Annotated in this window: 12 protein-coding genes; 9 read left to right on the top strand and 3 right to left on the bottom strand. The window is 58.1% G+C overall.

The features are described from left to right. Positions 1–419: 419 nt before the first annotated feature. On the bottom strand, positions 420–695 hold the full coding sequence (locus AC6I1V_RS12220) for an HU family DNA-binding protein (protein WP_005028764.1): 276 nt from the start codon (positions 693–695) through the stop codon (positions 420–422). A 366-nt stretch (positions 696–1,061) separates the two neighbouring features. Here AC6I1V_RS12220 and rpmE point away from each other — a divergent pair, with 366 nt between their 5' ends. The 9 genes from rpmE (at position 1,062) to AC6I1V_RS12175 (ending at position 14,211) form a co-directional block, all read left to right on the top strand. Beyond that, positions 1,062–1,271: a 50S ribosomal protein L31 gene (gene rpmE, locus AC6I1V_RS12215; protein ID WP_005028763.1), complete on the top strand. Its 210-nt coding sequence runs from the start codon at positions 1,062–1,064 to the stop codon at positions 1,269–1,271. 165 nt (positions 1,272–1,436) lie between these two features. After that, complete coding sequence (locus tag AC6I1V_RS12210) at positions 1,437–2,486, top strand: DUF1385 domain-containing protein (RefSeq protein ID WP_486855029.1); 1,050 nt, start codon at positions 1,437–1,439, stop codon at positions 2,484–2,486. Beyond that, positions 2,486–3,556: a peptide chain release factor 1 gene (gene prfA, locus AC6I1V_RS12205; RefSeq protein WP_337431746.1), complete on the top strand. Its 1,071-nt coding sequence runs from the start codon at positions 2,486–2,488 to the stop codon at positions 3,554–3,556. The genes AC6I1V_RS12210 and prfA overlap by 1 nt, the downstream gene beginning before the upstream one ends. A gap of 1,186 nt (positions 3,557–4,742) precedes the next feature. Then, positions 4,743–6,668, top strand: a complete 1,926-nt coding sequence (htpG, locus tag AC6I1V_RS12200; protein ID WP_486855025.1) for a molecular chaperone HtpG — start codon at positions 4,743–4,745, stop codon at positions 6,666–6,668. Positions 6,669–7,107: 439 nt separating this feature from the next. Further along, positions 7,108–7,404, top strand: a complete 297-nt coding sequence (locus AC6I1V_RS12195) for a hypothetical protein (RefSeq protein WP_486855024.1) — start codon at positions 7,108–7,110, stop codon at positions 7,402–7,404. Between the two features lie 1,186 nt (positions 7,405–8,590). Beyond that, entirely contained in the window at positions 8,591–9,082 is a 492-nt protein-coding gene (gene hysD / locus AC6I1V_RS12190; protein WP_308771466.1) for a NiFeSe hydrogenase maturation protease, read from the top strand. Then, positions 9,079–9,780: a DUF554 domain-containing protein gene (locus tag AC6I1V_RS12185; protein ID WP_308771465.1), complete on the top strand. Its 702-nt coding sequence runs from the start codon at positions 9,079–9,081 to the stop codon at positions 9,778–9,780. The genes hysD and AC6I1V_RS12185 overlap by 4 nt, the downstream gene beginning before the upstream one ends. Positions 9,781–9,953: 173 nt before the next feature. Continuing rightward, positions 9,954–12,878 (top strand): excinuclease ABC subunit UvrA, encoded by a 2,925-nt coding sequence (gene uvrA / locus AC6I1V_RS12180; RefSeq protein ID WP_486854261.1) that lies wholly within the window; start codon positions 9,954–9,956, stop codon positions 12,876–12,878. Between the two features lie 544 nt (positions 12,879–13,422). Next, positions 13,423–14,211, top strand: coding sequence for a nitroreductase family protein (locus tag AC6I1V_RS12175; RefSeq protein ID WP_486854262.1), 789 nt, complete (start codon positions 13,423–13,425; stop codon positions 14,209–14,211). A gap of 516 nt (positions 14,212–14,727) precedes the next feature. Here the strand turns inward: AC6I1V_RS12175 and sarD are convergent. Further along, on the bottom strand, positions 14,728–15,891 hold the full coding sequence (gene sarD / locus AC6I1V_RS12170) for a sulfoacetaldehyde reductase (protein WP_302553273.1): 1,164 nt from the start codon (positions 15,889–15,891) through the stop codon (positions 14,728–14,730). 127 nt (positions 15,892–16,018) lie between these two features. Next, positions 16,019–17,389 (bottom strand): taurine--pyruvate aminotransferase, encoded by a 1,371-nt coding sequence (gene tpa / locus AC6I1V_RS12165; protein WP_302553272.1) that lies wholly within the window; start codon positions 17,387–17,389, stop codon positions 16,019–16,021. Between the last annotated feature and the right edge of the window lie 114 nt (positions 17,390–17,503).

Here is a 17,503-nt window from a genome sequence, read left to right as displayed (position 1 = left end):
CTAATGGCACGGCCTTCAAAAACATCAGGAAAGCGGATGATCCCGCTGCGGGCCATAACGCAAAGGCTCCGTTATAGTAGGTGGTTGTTTCATCTCCACGGTGCGTTGAAAATACAGCCTTTTTATTCAGTTTTCCCCTTGGCGGGATCCACGGCTAAGACATTTTTCCGGTTATCCCTTTGGAACTTCAAGGAAAAAACATCAATCTTTTTCTATAACACAGCCATTTTATTGGTTACTCCCTTGGAATTTCGAGAAAGCGCCAGCCATTTCCTAGGCACGGCCTTCAAAAACATCAGGAAAGCGGGTGCTCCCGCTGCGGGCCATAACGCAAAAATCCCGCAGCCGGGGCCGCGGGATTTATGTACCGGATGTCGTTTCCGGGACTACAGCCCCGGAAGAGGCTGTACCCGTACACACTATTTCACGGCTTCTTTCAACGCCTTGCCGGGAGTGAACTTCACGACGCGGGAAGCGGGGATGAGGCATTCCTCACCGGTGCGGGGGTTACGGCCCTTGCGTTCGCTGCGTTCGACGACCTTGAAGCTGCCGAAGCCGGTGAAGGAAACCTGTTCGCCGTTGGCGATGGTTTCGGACAGCACGCTGATGGCCGCGTCGAGGAACTGTTCGGTTGCGGCCTTGGTGCCGAGGCCAGCCTTGGCGTGGATTTTGTCGACAAGATCTGCTTTGGTCATAAAAGACTCCTTACCTGAATAGTGAGATGTGCCAGCGGTGGTCTTTACCCTTTGTTTTTGCGGTTGTCACCGGGATATTTTGCGCTATCCTCCCTTATTTGTATTGCAAAAAGCGTTTTTGACACCCACGGGGCTGGGGCGCCGCCGTTTTGCGGAACGATAACACTCCGAAATCAGACAATAAAATGATAACTTTAAGCATTATACACAAATGGCACGGCAAAAAGGAAAAAAATGGCCCGGATGCAAAAAAATCTTTGCCGGAATGCCCTCGGCGGAGGCAAAAGCCCCTTCAGGGAAGAATCCCTTGCCAAACGGCACTTCAGGGTATATATAGCTGAGTCCCGACTTTATAGGAGCCTGACCATGAAAGAAAAAATTCATCCCAAAGTGTACAAGGCCAAGATCACCTGCGCCTGCGGCAATCAGGTAGAACTCCTCTCCACTAAAGGAGAAACCGTCCATGTGGAAATCTGCTCCGCTTGCCATCCTTTCTTCACCGGCAAGCAGCGCTTCCTCGATACGGCTGGCCGCATTGACCGCTTCCGCAAGAAGTACGCCAATCTCAACAAGTAACGCGCCGGTTTCCTGCGCAGCCTTTACGCCTCCCGGGTGGCCCGTCCTCCGGGAGGCCTTCGAGTTCCATCCCCTTTTTTCGTCCTTCCCCGAAGTCCGCAAGTCAACCAGTCGGGAACCGCGCCGGGGACACACGTTCAGGGAGTGACATTCCGAGGTCTTTCCATGTCCACGCGTACCGGTCGTCCGGCCGCCACGTCCGTTCCTTCCGCCCGTTCCAGGAAACGATTCCCGATGCGCCTTGGGCGCCTTTTGCCGTTCCTCGCCCCCGCGCCGCTCGTCGGCGGGCAGGCCGTGATGGAAGGCGTCATGATGCGTAACGGCGACGTCTACGCGCTTGCCGTCCGCACGGCCGACGGCAAGATCAGCGTCGAAAACCGCCCGTGGTTCAGCCTCACCCGCAGCGAGCTGCTCAAAAAACCGTTCCTGCGCGGCTTCCCCACGCTGATCGAAACCCTCGTCAACGGCATCAAGGCGCTGAACCTTTCCGCCGAGCGCAGCACTGAGGGGACGGGGGAGGAACTCAAGGACTGGCAGCTTGTCCTCACCCTCATCGTATCGCTTCTGTTCGCCGTGGGCCTGTTCGTCGTCGTGCCCCACCTGCTCTCGATCATCATGAATTGGATCGGGCTCGGCGGCGGCGTCGAAGGGGTTTCGTTCCACATCTGGGACGGGCTGTTCAAATTTCTGATTTTCATCGGCTATATCGTGGCCATCGCCTTCCTCCCGGACATCCGGCGGGTGTTCTGCTATCACGGCGCCGAACACAAGACGATCCATGCCTACGAATCCGGGGATACCGTGACGCCCGAATCGGCCATCCGATTCAGCCGCCTGCACCCGCGCTGCGGCACGACCTTCCTGCTGTTCGTCATGTCCATCGCCATCCTGCTGCATACGGTTCTCGTCCCGATGCTGCTCCTTGTCTGGACGCCGGACGGCGCCGTGGCCAAGCATCTTTTCACTATCGTCTTCAAGCTGCTGCTTATGGTTCCCATCAGTGCCCTGTCCTATGAGCTTATCCGCTACGCCGCGCGTCTGGGCGGCGGGTTCTGGGGGCGCATCCTCCGCGCGCCGGGCATGTTTTTGCAGCTTCTGACCACAAGGGAACCGGAACTGGATCAGGTCGAAGTCGCGGTTGCGGCCCTCGCTTCCGCCGTCGGCCAGCACCCGCCGCGCCTTGAGACGCCCTCTACCTGCAACCGGAGTCATTGATGTTTGCCAAACTCGAAAGCCTCGAACGCAAATTTTTGGATCTTGAACAGGAACTCGCCGATCCCACCGTTTTCAACGATCAGGATCGGTACCGCAAGCTGACCAAGGCCCACTCGGATCTCAAGCCCGTGGTGGACATTTTCCGCCAGTACCGCGAATTGAAGCAGAACCTCTCCGACAATCAGGAACTGCTCAACGACGCCGATCCCGATATCCGCGAAATGGCCCACGAAGAAATCAAGTCCATTGAGGAGAAGCTCCCCAAGCTTGAACATGACCTTAAGGTGCTGCTCCTGCCCACCGACCCGCTGGATGAAAAGAACATCATTCTGGAAATCCGCGCCGGTACGGGCGGTGAAGAAGCGGCCCTCTTCGGCGGCGATCTTTTCCGCATGTACTGCCGCTACGCCGAAAAGATGGGCTGGAAGGTCGAAATCATGAGCCAGAGCGAATCCGACAACGGCGGCTACAAGGAAGTCATCGCGCTCATTTCCGGCGACAAGGTCTACAGCCGCCTGAAATTCGAGTCCGGAACCCACCGCGTACAGCGCGTGCCCGCCACCGAATCTCAGGGCCGCATCCACACTTCCGCCGCCACGGTCGCCATCATGCCCGAAGCCGAGGAAGTGGACATCGATCTCAAGCCCGAAGATCTGCGCTTCGACGTGTACCGCTCCTCCGGCCCCGGCGGGCAGAGCGTGAACACGACCGACTCCGCCGTGCGCGTGACCCACATCCCCACCGGCCTCGTGGTCTGCTGCCAAGACGAAAAATCCCAGCACAAGAACAAGGCCAAGGGCCTCAAGATCCTCTGTTCCCGCCTCCTCCAGATGAAGCAGGAGGAGCAGAACGCCGCCCTTGCCGACCAGCGCCGCGCGCAGGTGGGCACCGGCGACCGTTCCGAGCGCATCCGAACCTACAACTTCCCGCAAGGCCGCGTCACGGATCACCGCATCAACCTGACCCTGTACAGCCTCGGCAAGGTGCTGGAAGGCGAAATTCAGGAGCTTGTGGACGCCCTCGTCACCCACGCCCAGACCGAAGCCCTCAAAGCACAGGCTTCGAGTTAGGCTGATTGATAAATGTTTTGATTTGGGGGAGGGGAGAGGGAACCTTTCTGGAGAAAGGTTCCCTCTCCCCTCCCCCAAGCCCCCTCCCCTCTCCCTCCAAAGACTTTCAACCGGTGGGGAGGCTGCGCGGAAGGAGTTCCTATCGTATGGAAGGAAGGGATGCGAGGCGTGTTGAACGGCTGTATCCTTTCTTTGCTGGGAATGTTTCTTTGCCTGATAAACGGAACGAGAGCCTTGCCGGAGCCGTCCGGCTTTTTTTGTGCCGTTTGATGGCGGGGAGTGTTTGTGATCGGGGACCCAAGAAGGCTGGGGAAACAAGCAGTTCCGGGCAGGCGGGCAATTCGGAAAATCGGTAGGTTAGAGTGTGCTCACGTTGAAAAGGCTCTTCCGACTGCGGGAAGCAGGCAGTCGCTGGAAGGCATAAGTACAATGGATTTGCGCTGTTCAGTGCCGGAACGAGAGTGCTTCAAACTGTAAAATTGTAACATATTAAAATGAATGGCTTTGTCATAAGCCGTGTCATCATTTTACATATAATTATTTGAAATTATTAAAAATACTCTTCCATAACTTAAAATATAATTAAATAATTTCAATAAATTACATCTAATTAACGACACGCCCTAGTATGTGGTTGTTTCATCTCCACAACACGGTAAAAATACGGCATTTTAGCCAGCTTTCCCATTGGCGGAATCCTTGGCTAAGGCATTTGGTTGGTTATTCCTTTGGAACTTCAAGGAAAAAAGCAGCAACCATTTTCTATGACACGGCCTCTTTTTTCTTGGTGAACTCCATGCCTGAAGCTTTTCATTGGTTCTTTATCTGGAATGGCTGTTACAATAAGCGGTTGATATTCACTTCTCGAAATTCCAAACAAAAAATGAATAGACGGCCCCAGTCACGATTTTTTCAATGAAAGCATTATAGAAACAACTATTTATGTTTGATATATTTAATATATCAACTAAATATCAACAAAAAGTCTCTGAAATTTGAAGAAATACGATAGCAGCTGACTGCTGTGGACACGGCCTTTCAGAAAGGCTTTCCCTCCCTCATGTCCCCTTTTTTCAAAGCGCACCGTGAACCTGCCCCATCCTCTTGACGATTCGGCTGGCAAACTTATTTTTTTGGGGTTGGATCGCCGGGTGCGTCCCGGCCAAGATTTCGCAGGAGGATTCCCATGTCTGAACAAACCACCAATCATGAATTTCGTGCCGAAACCCGTAAGGTTCTGAATATCCTCACCCACTCCCTGTATTCCAACCGGGAGATTTTTTTGCGTGAGCTCATCTCCAACGCCTCGGACGCGCTGGACAAGCTGCGTTTCCTCCAGAGCCAGGCACAGCATGAGGCCATCCGTGATGCCGACTTGCCGCTCGAAATCCGGATTTCTTCGGACAAGGTGCAGAATTGCCTGACCATCACCGATACAGGCATCGGCATGACCCGCGACGAGATGATCGAAAACCTCGGCACCATCGCCCACTCAGGTTCGGAAGCCTTCCTCAAGGAGCACACCCAGACCGCCGAAGACGGTACGGCAAGCGATGCTTCCAACATCATCGGGCGCTTCGGCATCGGCTTCTACTCCGTATTTATGGTCGCGGACAAGGTTGAAGTGACCTCTCTCTCCGCCACCGGCGACGGCCCCGCCTACCGTTGGATTTCCGACGGGACAGGCACGTTTACCGTGGAGGAAGCCCCGGATCAGGCCGACATCAAGCGCGGCACCACCATCCGGGCCTTCATCAAGGAAGCGGATAAGGAATTTCTGGAGAAATACCGCATCGAAGGGATCATCCGCACACATTCGAGCTTCATTCCCTTCCCCATCCTTGTGGACGGCGAACGCGTGAATACGACGCCCGCCCTGTGGCGCGAACCCAAATTCTCCATCAAGAAAGAACAGTACGACGAATTTTACAAGTTCCTGACCTACGACCAGAAAGATCCGCTCGACGTGCTGCACCTCTCCGTGGACGCCCCAGTGCAGTTCAACGCCCTGCTGTTCATTCCCGGCATCACCAAGGACTACTTCGGCGCGTACCGCGAGCACTGGGGGCTGGATCTCTACGCCCGCCGCGTGCTCATCCAGCGTGAAAACAAGGAGCTCATCCCCGACTACCTCGCCTTCCTCAAAGGCGTGGTGGACACCGAGGATCTGCCCCTGAACATTTCCCGCGAAACGCTCCAGGAAAACATCGTCCTGCGCAAGATCTCGCAGACCATCAGCAAACAGATCCTGTCCCACCTCGAAAAGATGGCGAAGGACGACGCGGAAAAATACAACAGTTTCTGGAAGCTGCACGGCAAGGTCTTCAAGCTCGGCTACAGCGATTTCGTCAACCGCGACCGCATCACCCCGCTGCTGCGCTTCAACTCTTCCGCGATGGAAGACGCCGACGGCCTGACCTCGCTGGACGACTACATTTCCCGCGCCCGTGAAAGCCAGAAGGAAATCTGGTACGTCGCCGCGCCGAGCCGTGAGGCCGCCAAGGTCAACCCGCACAGCGAAGTGTTCCGCCGCAAGGGGCTTGAAGTGCTCTACCTGTATGAGCCCGTTGACGAGTTCGCGCTGGAAACGCTGGCGAAATACAAGGACTACACCTTCAAGGCCGTGGAGCACGCCGACAGCGCCGTGCTCGACTCCTTCGCGGACACCGACGAACAGCCCAAGGCCGCGCCGCTGTCCAACGAGGACATGAACGAATTCGACAAGCTGCTTGAAACCATCCGCAAGGTGCTCGGTGAGCAGATCAAGGACGCCCGCGTATCCCACCGGCTTGCGGACAGCCCGGCCTGCCTCGTTTCCCCGGACGACGGCGTGACCTCCTCTATGGAACGCCTGATGCGCGTCATGCAGAAGGACGACTCCATCCCGCAGAAGATTTTTGAAATCAACCGCGATCATCCGCTGCTCCGCACCATGCTGAAAATCTCCAAGTCCGATCCCAACGATCCGAGGCTTGCCGAAATGATCCAGAGCCTTTTCGACTCCACCCTGCTGCTCGACGGCTACATCAAAGACCCGCACGCCCTCGCCAGCCGCGCCACCAAGCTCCTTGAGCAGGCCAGCGCGTGGTATGCCGATGTGAAGAAATTGTAGGCGGTGGGTTCTCTTTTGGGGGAGGGGAGGAGGAACCTTTCTGAAGAAAGGCTTCCTCCTCCCCTCCCCCAAGCCCCCTCCCCTTCTCCTCCCAAGACTTTTTTATGCGGCAGCAGGTTCCGGCGCTGTCCGGCACAAAGGGCCGAACTGAAGCTGTCCCCCAATAAGCCTCGCCCCAAAGGGTGGGGCTTTTTCATATTGGGATGCCTTCCTAAAAAGGCTTAAAGAAAGACGCCGTTACTAAAGAAATAGGCTGTGTCATAGAAAATGGTCGATACTTTTTCCTTGAAGTTCCAAAGGAATAACCAACAAAATACCTTAGGTCGTGTCGTTAATTAGATATAATACATTGAAATTATTAAATAATTTTTCAAATTATAAAAAAGGTTATTTCAATAATTTCAAATAATTATATGTCAAATAACGACACAACCTAGGCATGGATTCCGTCAAAGGAAAAAACAAGAGAAACAGGCTGTATTTTCACCGTACTGTAGTTATTTTATCTCCACAGGATGGTAACCATAGAGACTTTTTTCTCATTTTTCCGTTGATGGACTCTATGGTTGGGCATTTTATTGATTATTCACTTGGAATTTTTGAAAAAAATAAGGCATCAACCATTTCCTGTGACACCGCCTCAAATAAAAGGGATGTGTTCCCTGCAAACCGTACCTTTCCCCCGGCAATCCCCAACCCCGATGAGCCGCACGCTCACGGAACAGGGATTCGATAAACCCGAACGTCTTGGGAGAGGGAGGGATGGGTGTTGGGGAAGGGAGGGAGAAGACTTTCTTCAGAAAGGTTCTCCCTCCCTTCCCCAACTCACCGCTCTTGAAAAGCAGGCTTGCCCTTTGTTGGGATTCCTTCCTGAAAAGACTTGAAGAAAGTCGCCTTTGCTGAGAAAATAAGAGGAATGCGTTTCCCTGCGAACCGCACCTTGCCCCCGCAATCCCCCAACCCCGATGAGCCGCACGCTCACGGAACAGGGATTCGATAAACTCGAACGTCTTGGGAGAGGGAGGGATGGGGTTTGGGGAAGGGAGGGAGAAGCCTTTCTTCAGAAAGGTTCTTCCTCCCTTCCCCAACTCACCGCCCTTGAAAAGCAGGCTTGCCCTTTGTTGGGATTCCTTCCTGAAAAGACTTAAAGAAAGTCGCCTTTACTGAGAAAATGAGAGGGATACGTTTCCCCGCGAACCGTACCTTGCCCCAGCAATCCCCCAACCCCGATGAGCCGCACGCTCACGGAACAGGGATTCGATAAACTCGAACGTCTTGGGAGAGGGAGGGATGGGGTTTGGGGAAGGGAGGGAGAAGCCTTTCTTCAGAAAGGTTCTTCCTCCCTTCCCCAACTCACCGCCCTTGAAAAGCAGGCTTGCCCTTTGTTGGGATTCCTTCCTGAAAAGACTTGAAGAAAGTCGCCTTTACTGAGAAAATGAGAGGGATACGTTTCCCCGCGAACCGTACCTTGCCCCCGCAATCCCCCAACCCCGATGAGCCGCACGCTCACGGAACAGGGATTCGATAAACCCGAACGTCTTGGGAGAGGGAGGGATGGAGTTTGGGGAAGGGAGGGAGAAGCCTTTCTTCAGAAAGGTTCTTCCTCCCTTCCCCAACTCACCGCCCTTGAAAAGCAGGCTTGCCCTTTGTTGGGATTCCTTCCTGAAAAGACTTGAAGAAAGTCACCTTTGCTGAGAAAATGAGAGGGATGCGCTTCCCTGCGAACCGCACCTTGCCCCCGCAATCCCCCAACCCCGATGAGCCGCACGCTCACGGAACAGGGATTCGATAAACTCGAACGTCTTGGGAGAGGGAGGGATGGGGTTTGGGGAAGGGAGGGAGAAGCCTTTCTTCAGAAAGGTTCTCCCTCCCTTCCCCAACTCACCGCCTCGCCCCACCTCCCCCAATCAAGGATCCCCCTCATGAACAAGCTGCTGGTGCTCGGAATAGGAAACATGCTGCTCACGGATGACGGGGTGGGCGTGTTCGCCTCACAGGAACTGATGAAGGAAGAGTGGCCGGAGCAGGTTACCATACGCGAGGGCGGGACGTTCACGCAGGACATCTTTTACAGCTTTAAAGGCTACTCGCATCTGCTGGTGCTCGACGTGGTGCACTGCGGCGGCAAGCCGGGAACCCTCTACAGGCTCACCGAGGACGCGCTGATTAAGGACGACAAACAGCGCCTCTCCATCCACGACATCGACCTGATCGACTCCCTGCGCATGGCCGAAAAGCTGTTCGGCACCAAGTCCGAGCTCCTCGTGCTCGGCGTGGAACCCAAAGATTATCTGACGTGGAACATCGGGCTCTCGGATGACGTGCAGGCCGTGTTCCCCGAATTCCTCGCGCTGGCGAGGAAGGAAATCGGGGAATGGCTGAAACGGTACGGCAACGAGGGGAGCCGGGCATGATGCCTATTGGGGCCATCATCAACGCGTTGGGCATCACCATCGGCGGCCTTGTGGGGCTTGCCTTCGGAGCCCGCCTGCCGGAACGCGTCCGTGCCATCGTCTTTCAGGGGCTCGGCCTCTGCGTGCTGGTCATCGGGTTCAAAATGGCCCTGCTCACGCAAAACCCGCTCATCGTCATTTTCAGCATCGTCATCGGCTCGGTCGCCGGTGAAATGATCGGGCTCGAAGCCCGGCTTATCCGCGTGGGGGAATGGCTGAAAGGGCGGCTCAAGTCGTCCAACCCGCTGTTTACCGAAGGCATGGTCAACGCTTCGGTCCTGTTCTGCATCGGCGCGATGGCCATCATCGGCTCATTCGACGAGGGGCTCAGGGGCGATCGGGCCGTTGTCCTTTCCAAGACCATCATCGACAGCTTCGCGGCACTGGCGATGGCTTCGGCCTACGGGCTTGGGGTCTTGTTCTCGGCCATCCCCGTGCTTATCTATCAGGGGGCGCTCACACTGCTCGCGGGCAGCCTCCAAAGCTGGCTTGATCCCGCAGCCATGACGGAGCTCACAGCCGTCGGCGGCACGCTCATCATCGGCATCGGCCTCAACATGCTTGAGATTACCCGCATTTCCCTGTCGAACATGCTCCCGTCGCTGCTTGCCGCCGTGGGCCTGTGCGCGCTGGCGGCCTCCTTTGCCGGAACCATCTGACCGGCCGCGTATGGGAGGAGCGCCGGGGATATTCCGCCTTACATGCGAAAACGGCGCTGAAAGACAACAATCATATTAGGATGCAATGAAACGGCCACGCCCCGGCAGGCCCGGCGGAAGTGGCGATTCACCCGCAAGACACCCCAGTCTGGACAGACTTTCCAAGGAACCTCATGAGCCATTCCTCCATCCATATCGAGGGCGCGCGCCAGCACAACCTCAAAAACCTCTCGCTCGACATCCCCCGCGACGAACTTGTGGTCGTCTGCGGCCCTTCGGGATCGGGCAAATCCACGCTCGCGTTCGACATCGTCTATGCGGAAGGCCAGCGCCGGTATGTGGAATCCCTTTCCGCCTACGCCCGCCAGTTCCTCCCGCAGATGGACAAGCCGGACGTCGACAAGATCGAGGGCCTTTCCCCCGCCATCTCGCTGGAACAGCAGACCACGGGCCGCAACCCGCGCTCCACGGTCGGCACCGTCACCGAAGTCTACGACTTCCTGCGCGTCTTCTTCGCCCGCCTCGGCAAGATGTATTGCCCCAAATGCGGACGCCCCATCGAGGCGCGCGCCGCCGATGAAATCATCGCCGACATCCTCGCCCTGCCCGAAGGCACGAAAGTCATCGTCATGGCCCCGCTGGTGGAACTCCAAAAGGGGACGCACCTCGACCGCTTCAAGAAACTGAAGGCCGAGGGCTTCGTGCGCGTGCGCGTGGACGGGCAATTGTACGGCATGGAAGATATCCCCGCGTTGGACAAGAACAAGAAGCACACCATCGATCTCGTGATTGACCGTCTGGTCATCAAGGACGGCATCCGGGGGCGTCTGGCCGACTCGGTGGAGCTGGCCCTGCGCTACGGCGAGGGCCGGATCATCGTGAACGAACCCGACAAGGGAGCCGACGGCGACACGCTGCACGCCACGGAATCCGTCTGCCCGGTCTGCAAAATCAGCCTGCCCGCACCCAGCCCGCAGCTCTTTTCCTTCAACAGCCCGCAGGGAGCCTGCCCGCGCTGCGCCGGGCTCGGCACCGTGGAGTACTTCGAGCCCATGCTCATCGCGCCCAACCGCGGCCTGTCCCTGAACACCAAGGCCATCCTGCCGTGGGCCAACCCCAAGACCTTCGCCCGTTATGAAGAGGCGTTGGCCGCCCTCGGCAAGCGCTTCGGCTTCACCCTGTCCACGCCGCTGTCCGCGTATTCGCCCGAAGCCCTGCAAGCCCTGTTCTACGGTGAGGATGATTCCCCGCAGAAATCCAAGAGCGGCCTGCGCAGGAACCGCCTCGGCGGATCCGTGGCCCTCGATTCGCCGGAGTACGACGACACCGCCCCCGCTCCGGCCAAGGCCTACGATGGCCCGCACAAGCTGGGCACGGACAACTGGCCGGGCGTCATCCCCCTGCTTGAGCGCGGCATGCAGTACGGCGATATGTGGCGGGATCTGCTGTCCCGCTACCTCCAGAGCATGGACTGCCCCACATGCCGCGGCGCGCGCCTGCGGCCCGAATCGCTGGCCGTGCGCGTGGATGACCTCAACATCCACCAGTTCTGTTCCCTGCCCGTGGAGCGCGCCCTCCGCTGGCTGAACGGGCGGGAGTTCGACGGGCGGCACGCCCTCGTCGCCGAGCCGCTCCTTAAAGAGCTGAACCATCGGCTGTCGTTCATGACCAATGTGGGCCTCGACTACATCTCTCTGGGCCGCACCATGACCACGCTTTCGGGCGGGGAATCGCAGCGCATCCGCCTCGCCTCACAGCTCGGTTCCGGGCTAGTGGGCGTAACCTACGTGCTCGACGAGCCGTCCATCGGCCTGCATCCGCGGGACAACGAACGCCTCATTGCCACGCTCCGCAGCCTTCAGGGGCGCGGCAACACGGTGCTGGTGGTCGAGCACGACGAGGCCACCATCCGTGAGGCCGACCACATCATCGAGCTTGGGCCCGGTTCCGGCGCGCACGGCGGCGACATGGTGTACCACGGTTCTTTCGAGAACCTGATCAAGCACTCGGACACGCTGACCGCCAAGTACATGCGCGGGGATCTGTCCGTGCCCATCCCCGACGAGCGCCGCGAGCCCAAGGGCTGGCTCACCCTGCGCGGGGTCACGACCAACAACCTCAAGGACATCGACTGCCCCATCCCGCTCGGCACGCTGACCTGCGTGACCGGGGTTTCCGGATCGGGCAAAAGCTCCCTCGTGGTGGACACGCTGTACAAGCACCTCGCGCTGGCGCAGGGCATCCGCGTGGATCAGCCCGGCAGCATCCGGGGCATCGACGGCGTGGAGGCCATCGAGCGCATCGTAGCCATCGATCAGACGCCCATCGGACGCACGCCGCGCTCCAACCCGGCCACCTACACCAAAATCTTCGACGAGATCCGCAACATCTTCGCCATGACCCCGGACGCCCGCAAGCGCGGCTACCAGCCGGGGCGGTTCAGCTTCAACGTCAAGGGCGGGCGCTGCGAGGCGTGCAGCGGCGACGGGCAGATCCGCGTGGAAATGCACTTCCTGCCCGACGTGTACGTCACCTGCGACGTGTGCAAGGGCAAACGCTACAACCACGAAACCCTCGAAGTCCGCTATCGGGGGCTGAACATCTCGGAAGTGCTGGACATGCCCGTACGTGAGGCCCGCCAGTTCTTCTCCAATTATCCTGTACTCGAACGCCGCCTTGCCGTACTGGAAGATGTGGGGCTCGACTACATCCGCCTGGGCCAGCCCGCCACGACCCTCTCCGGCGGCGAGGCCCAGCGCATCAAGATATCGCGCGAGCTCGGCAAGCGCTCCTTGCCCGGCACCATGTACATCCTCGACGAGCCGACCACGGGGCTGCACATGCACGAGGTCGGCAAGCTCGTCACCGTGCTGCACCATCTGGTGGAACTCGGCGCGACGGTCGTGGTCATCGAGCATAATACGGACGTCATCCTTGCCTCGGACTACGTCATCGACCTCGGCCCCGGCGGAGGGGAAAACGGCGGGCGCATCGTCGCCGCCGGAACGCCTGAAGCCATCATGGCCGATCCGAATTCCGTTACCGGCAAGTTCCTCACCGAAGAACGGCGGGCACGGCGCAAGCTCGGAGACGGCTGACGCGGATGCCCATCGAGCGGTAGGAACTATGGGGGAAGGCTTTGCCATAGCACGTGGTTGTTTTATCTCCATAATACTGTGAAAATACAGACGTTTCCTTCAGTTTTTCCGTCGATGGGCTCCATGCTTGGGCCATTTTATTGGTTATTCCTTTGGAATTTTAAGAAACATCAACCAGTTCCTATGACACGGCATTGGGGGAGGGAAGGCTTTCCGAGGGGAGGCGTCCCCCTTCCCCAAACGTGCATGTTCAGAGCCTCTTTCCGCATTCCAAGGGCTTGGCTCCCGTGCCTCTGTCCGCAATCCCGGAATACAGGTATATTGCGCCGTGCCTCCGTCTCAAAGCGGCACAGCCTGCATCAGCCGCCTGCACGGGGAGAAATGCCGTTTCAAGGCCCCGCCCTTTTCCTTCCCCTGCCCGTTTTTTGATCGGGGCGAGGCACTACCGGAACGATAAACGCAACAACGTCCGCCCAGAGGACACAAAAGGCGGGAAGCCGCCGGGAAAGGGTGCCCTTTCCGAAGCGCTTCCAAAGGACTGCCTATGGTTTCCCTTGAACTCAATCAGGATCATTGCATCCGGTGCGGACGCTGCATCAGCGTATGCCCTCAGCGCATCCTCGGACGCCGCACCAATGGGGCCGTGGATGTCCTGCACGGGGCTCTGGCCCGCTGCATCCGGTGCGGCCACTGTGTCGCCGTCTGTCCCAAGGCGGCCCTGACCTTGGAGCATATCGCGCCCTCCTCCCTGCCGCTTATCGAAGACGCTCCCCTTTCCGACCTGCAACGCGACATGCTGTTTAAGACGCGGCGTTCCACCCGCGTGTATAAAGACGACCCGGTCGATCGCAGCGTACTGCTCAAGGCGCTGGAAGAGGCCCGCTACGCGCCGACGGCGTCCAACAGTGAGGAAGTGGCGTGGCTGCTGGTGGAAGGCCGCGACAGACTGCACGACCTCGCCTCGCGCGTGGCGGACTGGATGTCGACGCTCACCGGAAAATACCGCCATGTGGCGTCGGCTTTCCACGCCGGGCAGGATCCGATCCTCCGGGGGGCCCCTTCCCTCATTCTCGCGCACGGCGACGCCAACACGCCGTGGAACGCCATCGACTGTGCCGCCGCCGTCAGTTATCTGGAACTTGCCCTGCACAGCTACGGCATCGGGACTTGCTGGAGCGGTTTCGTCATCGCCGCCGCCAACAACGGCGTAGACCTCGGCATCCCCGTCCCCGAAGGCCGTAAAATCTGCGGAGGACTCATGATCGGGTATCCTTCCGTCCAGTATGCCCGTGTCCCCCCGCGCAGACCCGTGCGGTTGGCTGTCGTGGAGTAAGCCGCTGTACATACCCAATCACTGAAAAACAAAAAAGCCCTGAATGCTGTTCAGGGCTTTTTTTTGTCGGCTCTGTCATAGTATGGGATTGTTTCATCTCCACAGTGCGGCGAAATATACAAACCTTTTTCTCCAGTTTTCCCCCTGGCGGAACCCTAGCCAAGGCATTTTGTTGGTTATTCCTTTGGAGCTTCAAGGAAAAAACATCAACCATTTTCCATGACACAACCTTTTTGTCCTCTGCCGCAAGGCAGCCCCACTTCCGTATGGATAAAACGAAAGGCATTGTCATAGTATGGGGTTGTTTCATCTCCACAGCGCGGTGAAAATATAACCTTTTTCTCCAGTTTTCCCCTTGGCGGAACCCTAGCCAAGGCATTTTGTTGGTTATTCCTCTGGAACTTCAAGGAAAAGCATCGGCCATTTTCCATGACACAGCCAAACGAAGAAACCGGGGGAGGAACTGCGCAGTGCGCCTTTCCTCCCCCGGCCAATGGCTTATCTCAAATCCAAGGACTAGGCTTCAAAGTTGGCTTCGAGCAGAGCAAGGATCTGGTCGCGGCTGGCGGCGCGGGGGTTGTTGTTCAGGAGACGCTTGGCGGCGAAGGCGCGATCCGCGCAGGCGGGCAGGTCTTCACGCTTCACGCCGTAGTTGGCGAGGCCGGTGGCGATGTCGAGATCGTTCAGCAGGTCGCGGAAGGCGTCTTCCACGTCGGCGGCGCGATCCATCACGCTCATGCAGCCGGAACGGTCATCGCCGCGCAGGATGTCAGCCACGATGGCGTACTTTTCAGGGTTGGCGATGTAGTTGAAGCCCACGCTGAAGGGAGCGCAGAAGGACATGGCCAAGCCGTGGGGGATGTGGCATTCCACGGGCAGGGTCGTGCCGATGGCATGGATGATGCCGTTCTGGGTGTTGCCGAAGCCCATGCCGGCGAGGGCGGAGCCGTACATCATGGCGTCGCGGGCAGCGGCGTTCTTGCCGTTGGCATAAGCCTGACGGATGTTGGCGCCGACCAGCTTCATGGCCTGAAGGTTCAGGGCGTCGGTGATCGGGGTGGCAGCGATGCCGCAGAAGGATTCCATGGCATGCACGAAAGCGTCAACGCCGGTCATGGCGGTCACGCGGGGAGGCAGGCCGAAGGTCAGCTCGGCGTCGAGGATGACGGTGTCGGCATACATATATTCGGAAACAACGCCCTTCTTGCCGCCGTTCTTGGTGTCGGCGAGCACGGAAATGTTGGTCATTTCAGAGCCGGTACCGGCGGTGGTGGGGATCAGGATGGAGGGCATGCAGGGGTTCGGAACCAGATTGATGCCGAAGTACCTGTCGATGGGGCCTTCGTTGGAAAGCAGCACGGAAGCGGCCTTCGTGGTGTCGAGGGCGGAACCGCCGCCGAAACCGATGATCACGTCGGCGCCGAAAGCCTTGGCTTCGTCGGTGCAGTGCTGGATGGAATCCATGCTGGGTTCGAGCTGGGCTTCAGCGTACAGCTTCCATTCGATGCCGCCGGCGGTCAGAGCTTCTTCGAGGGGCTTCTGGACGCCGATCTTGGCCAAGCCGGGGTCGGTCACGATGAACGCTTTGGAACCCTTGAGGTTCTTCACTTCGTTGGCGGCTTCTTTGATGGCGCCGAGGCCATGCACGATCTTCTTGACGGTGTAATGCACAAAAGCCATTGTCGTATCCTCGCGTTGTTGAAGTCTTCAATATGCCGAAGCAGGACAAAGCACTGCCTTGCCCTGCCGACGTTTTCCAGAATGAAAGTCCCGATGCCTCCGGTGGAGGCATCGGGCTTTTCAATTCTTACAGACCGAACTTCTGTTCGACGGTGGTGAACGCCTTGTCGATACCGGCGACGATTTCGTCGATGTCGGCTTCGGTGGCGATCAGGGCCGGGCACAGGGTCAGGGTGTTGTTGAATTCACGGAAGGAACGAGAGGTCTTGCCGATGATCACGCCGGCCTGCTTGGCGGCGCCGACCATAGCGTTGGCGATGGGTTCGGCGATGGGTTCCTTCGTAGCGCGATCCTTAACGATTTCGATACCGGCAAAGAGGCCCTTGCCGCGTACGTCGCCGATGATGGGATGCTTGTCCATCAGGCCCTTGAGGCCTTCGATGAGGCGTTCGCCCATCTTCGTGCAGTTTTCGAGCAGGTTTTCGCGCTCGATGATTTCCATGTTCTTCAGAGCCGCGGCGGGGCCGGCGGTGCAGCCACCGAAGGTGGAGATGTCGCGGAAGTAGGCGTCGTGGTCGGCCGGGTCGTTCACGAAGTCCTGGAACACGGCTTCGGTCGTCACGGTGCAGGAGATGGGAGCGTAGCCGGAAGCGACGCCCTTGGCCATCGTGACGATGTCGGGCTGGACGTTGAAGTGCTGATAGCCGAACCACTTGCCGGTACGGCCAAGGCCGCACACGACTTCGTCCATGATCAGGAGCAGGCCGTACTTGTCGCAGATTTCGCGGATGGTTTCATAGTAGCCTGCCGGAGGAACGAGGATGCCGCCGCCGGCGGTCATGGGTTCCACGATCACGCCGCCGAGTTCGTCCGGGCCCACGGTCAGGATGACTTCTTCAAGCTGCTTGGCCATCTTCACGCCGAGATCCGGGCAATCGCCGAACTTGGAGCGGTAAACGTCGCAATCGGGGAATTCATAGAAGCCGGGAGCGAAGGGGCCGTACTGAACTTTACGTTCAAACTGGCCGCAAGCGCTCAGGGTACCGATGGTGGTGCCATGATAGTCACGGGCACGATACAGGATGCCGGTCTTCTTGCCGCCGTGCTTCAGCTGGCCGATCTGACGGACGATCTTGAAAGCCTTTTCGTTGGCTTCGGAACCGGAGTTGGAGAGATACACGCGGCTCATGCCGGGCATCTTTTCGATGAGCTTCTTGGAGAATTCGATGGTGGGGACGTTGCCGATGCCGTTGGCGAAGTAGCACAGTTCCATCATCTGGGCGGCGACGGCGTCAACGATTTCCTTGCGGCCATAGCCGACGTTGACGGTCCACACGCCGCCGGACACGGCGTCGATGTAGGTCTTGCCGTCGATGTCGGTGATGCGCATGCCTTCGCCCTTCACATAGATGGCGGGCTCGAAATTCTTGTGCTGGGTCAGGTGGTGCCAAACGTGCTTTTTGTCCAGAGCGACCAATTCAGCTTTATCGTAAGTCATGGTGCATTCCTCATGAAATAATGATGGTATTGTCACAGGAAGGTTAAAGGCGAAAACCAATTGGCGCACATGGGCCGTTCCTGCCCTTACCCTTGACTTTGACCGGAAAACTGG

The sequence above is a fragment of the Bilophila sp. T19-St14 genome (assembly GCF_059728385.1).
This window is presented reverse-complemented; position numbering and strand designations above follow the sequence as displayed.

What these genes read in the sequence shown, in the direction of transcription:
- AC6I1V_RS12220 (WP_005028764.1), bottom strand. Translation starts at nt 695, where the DNA reads ATGACCAAAGCAGATCTTGTCGACAAAATCCACGCCAAGGCTGGCCTC.
- rpmE (WP_005028763.1), top strand. Translation starts at nt 1,062, where the DNA reads ATGAAAGAAAAAATTCATCCCAAAGTGTACAAGGCCAAGATCACCTGC.
- AC6I1V_RS12210 (WP_486855029.1), top strand. Translation starts at nt 1,437, where the DNA reads ATGTCCACGCGTACCGGTCGTCCGGCCGCCACGTCCGTTCCTTCCGCC.
- prfA (WP_337431746.1), top strand. Translation starts at nt 2,486, where the DNA reads ATGTTTGCCAAACTCGAAAGCCTCGAACGCAAATTTTTGGATCTTGAA.
- htpG (WP_486855025.1), top strand. Translation starts at nt 4,743, where the DNA reads ATGTCTGAACAAACCACCAATCATGAATTTCGTGCCGAAACCCGTAAG.
- AC6I1V_RS12195 (WP_486855024.1), top strand. Translation starts at nt 7,108, where the DNA reads ATGGATTCCGTCAAAGGAAAAAACAAGAGAAACAGGCTGTATTTTCAC.
- hysD (WP_308771466.1), top strand. Translation starts at nt 8,591, where the DNA reads ATGAACAAGCTGCTGGTGCTCGGAATAGGAAACATGCTGCTCACGGAT.
- AC6I1V_RS12185 (WP_308771465.1), top strand. Translation starts at nt 9,079, where the DNA reads ATGATGCCTATTGGGGCCATCATCAACGCGTTGGGCATCACCATCGGC.
- uvrA (WP_486854261.1), top strand. Translation starts at nt 9,954, where the DNA reads ATGAGCCATTCCTCCATCCATATCGAGGGCGCGCGCCAGCACAACCTC.
- AC6I1V_RS12175 (WP_486854262.1), top strand. Translation starts at nt 13,423, where the DNA reads ATGGTTTCCCTTGAACTCAATCAGGATCATTGCATCCGGTGCGGACGC.
- sarD (WP_302553273.1), bottom strand. Translation starts at nt 15,891, where the DNA reads ATGGCTTTTGTGCATTACACCGTCAAGAAGATCGTGCATGGCCTCGGC.
- tpa (WP_302553272.1), bottom strand. Translation starts at nt 17,389, where the DNA reads ATGACTTACGATAAAGCTGAATTGGTCGCTCTGGACAAAAAGCACGTT.